The organism is Pseudoxanthomonas sp. LjRoot204_2, assembly GCF_056175765.1.
Window position 1 is genome coordinate 1 of the sequence record NZ_JBGFFG010000437.1, and the last position, 2,709, is coordinate 2,709.

Below are 2,709 nucleotides of genomic sequence, written 5' to 3' on the forward strand. Positions count from 1 at the left end.
CATCCACGCCACCGATCCGGAGCGCAGCCAGCGCGCGCTGGAGGTGTATCGCCTGACCGGCAGGCCAATCAGCGACCTCCAGAACGACGCGCGCGGCGCGCGCCTGCCGTTCCGCGTGCTGAAGCTGGTGCTGGCCCCCGCCGACCGCGCAGTGCTGCACGCGCGCATCGCGCGACGCTTCGACCTGATGCTCGACGCAGGCTTCCTGGACGAAGTGCGTCGCCTGCGCGCGCTGCCCGGCATGCAGGCCGTGGCCGCGCCGCTCGATCTGCCGGCGGTGCGCGCGGTGGGCTATCGCCAGGCCTGGGAGTTCCTCGACGGGCAGAGCACGGCCGCCGACTTCCGCGAGCGTGCCATCGCCGCCACCCGCCAGCTCGCCAAGCGGCAGCTGACCTGGCTGCGCGGGGAGCGGGATGTCCGCTGGTTCGATCCCGCCACCGATCGCGCCCGGCTGGACGAGGCGCTGGGCCTGTTCCTGCCGGCATCGTGAGCCATCCGGGCCACATTGTCCGGAATTGGGACCCGTTGCCGCACTTGGCGGCGCCCCGCCGGGCCGATGTTGTGTAACATCGGGTCTTCCGGGCGGCAGGGGAGCTGTTCGCCGGCCCGGTACGGCAGCACCCAACTAACTATAAGAACGCAAGGCGGGAGTACGTCATGTCCAAGGGGCAATCCCTGCAGGATCCTTTCCTGAATGCACTGCGGCGCGAGCGCGTCCCGGTGTCGGTCTACCTGGTCAACGGCATCAAGCTGCAGGGCACCATCGAATCCTTCGACCAGTTCGTGGTCCTGCTGCGCAACACGGTCAGCCAGATGGTCTACAAGCACGCCATCTCCACCGTGGTGCCGGCGCGCAACGTGCGCGTTGGCCCGGGCGGCGGCTACGTGCAGCAGGGTGACGAGGACGCGGACGGCGGCGACGACGAAACCGCGTGATAATGCGTGCCTCGATTGAAGAGGCACGACCCCATTGTTTGAAAGATCCCGCAAGGGCGAGCATGCGCTGCTGATCCAGCCGTATGCCGGCGGCCGTCCCGACGACGGCCTCACCGAGGAATTCAGCGACCTGGCCCGCTCGGCCGGAGCGACCGTCGCCGCGCTGCTGACCGCGCGCATCGACCGTCCCAATCCGTCCACGCTGATCGGTAGCGGCAAGCTGGAAGAAGTGAAGGCGGCCGCCGACGCGACCGGCGCCGACCTGGTGCTGGTGAATTTCCCGCTGTCGCCGGGCCAGGAACGCAACCTGGAAAAACTGCTTCAGCGCCGCGTGCTCGACCGTACCGGGCTGATCCTGGACATCTTCGCCCAGCGAGCGCGCAGCCACGAAGGCAAGCTGCAGGTGGAACTGGCGCAGCTGCGCCACATGGCCACGCGCCTGGTGCGCGGCTGGACCCACCTGGAACGCCAGCGTGGCGGCTCCATCGGCCTGCGCGGCCCTGGCGAAACCCAGCTGGAAACCGACCGCCGCCTGCTGCAGAAGCGCGTCGAGCAACTGCAGAAGCGGCTGGAAAAAGTCGAAGTGCAGCGCACCCAGATGCGCCGCGCCCGCGTGCGCAGCGAACTGCCGCGCGTGGCCCTGGTGGGCTACACCAACGCCGGCAAGTCCACGCTGTTCAACGTGCTGACCGGCGCCGAGGCCTACGCGGCCGACCAGCTGTTCGCCACGCTGGATCCCACCGTGCGCCGCATCGACCTGCCCGGTGGTGCCGTGGTGCTGGCCGACACCGTCGGCTTCGTGCGCGACCTGCCGCACGAACTCGTCGCCGCGTTCCGCTCCACCCTGAGCGAGGCGCGCGAAGCCGACCTGCTGCTGCACGTCATCGACGCTGCCGATCCGCACCGCGAGGAACGCATCGCCCAGGTCGACGAGGTGCTGCAGGAGATCGGCGCCGGCGACCTGCCGCAGATGCTGGTGTTCAACAAGATCGACCGCATCGAGGGTGCCGCCCCGCGCCACGATCAGCCCGATCCGGGCGTCGACGAAGGCGACGCGCCCAGTGCCGGCATGGGGCGCGAGCGCGTCTGGCTGTCTGCCCGCGACGGGCAGGGCATCGACCTGCTGCGCGGCGCGCTGGCGCAACGGCTGGGCTTCCAGCGCGTGCGCGGCGAACTGCACCTGCCCGCGAACTCCGCCCGCCTGCGCTCGCGCCTGCATGCCCTGGGTGCCGTGCTGGCCGAGGATTTCGAAGAGAACGGCTGGCGCGTCACCGTCGACCTGGCCCTGGCGGATGCCCAGCGGCTGGCCTCGCAGGCCGGCGGGCATCCGCTGGAGGCGCTGCTGCCGCAGGGGGAGCGGGAAGACTGGCAGTAGGTAGGCGCCCTGGGTTGTTGTGGGAGCGACGTAAGTCGCGAATGGGGTGTGATTGGACCCAGGTAGGTCGGTAAAGACATCGCGACTTACGTCGCTCCCACGACATGCCGCTCGCCCCATGACCTCCCGGCCTTGCCTCCCGGCCGCGCCGTCCCTATCTAGTAGAATCGAAACCTGCGCCGGCCCCGGCCGCGCGAATCTTTCAATACGGAGTGGGCATGGCCTGGAACACCCCCGGCAGCGGCAGTGGCGGATCTGGCAACAACGGCAACCGGAACAGCAACTGGAAGCCGCGCAACCCGCAGGGAGGCGGTGGCATCGGCGACGTGGTCGACCGCCTGCGTGGCCTGTTCGGTGGCGTCGGCGGCGGGGGCAATCCGCTGCGCTGGGTGCTGGTC

Annotated in this window: 3 protein-coding genes and 1 pseudogene; all 4 read left to right on the top strand. The window is 69.8% G+C overall.

The genetic code is table 11. The features are described 5' to 3' along the window. On the top strand, positions 1–490 hold a 490-nt coding region (locus AC04L7_RS16170), incomplete at its 5' end, for a tRNA (adenosine(37)-N6)-dimethylallyltransferase (RefSeq protein WP_475513411.1). A 167-nt stretch (positions 491–657) separates the two neighbouring features. Continuing rightward, positions 658–936: an RNA chaperone Hfq gene (gene hfq / locus AC04L7_RS16175; protein ID WP_055941633.1), complete on the top strand. Its 279-nt coding sequence runs from the start codon at positions 658–660 to the stop codon at positions 934–936. Between the two features lie 34 nt (positions 937–970). Next, positions 971–2,311 carry a ribosome rescue GTPase HflX gene (gene hflX, locus AC04L7_RS16180; protein ID WP_296280775.1) on the top strand — a complete coding sequence of 447 codons (1,341 nt, stop codon included), beginning with the start codon at positions 971–973 and terminating at the stop codon, positions 2,309–2,311. A gap of 218 nt (positions 2,312–2,529) precedes the next feature. Beyond that, positions 2,530–2,709, top strand: a pseudogene (locus tag AC04L7_RS16185) (FtsH protease activity modulator HflK); the annotation flags it as partial.

What these genes read in the sequence shown, in the direction of transcription:
- hfq (WP_055941633.1), top strand. Translation starts at nt 658, where the DNA reads ATGTCCAAGGGGCAATCCCTGCAGGATCCTTTCCTGAATGCACTGCGG.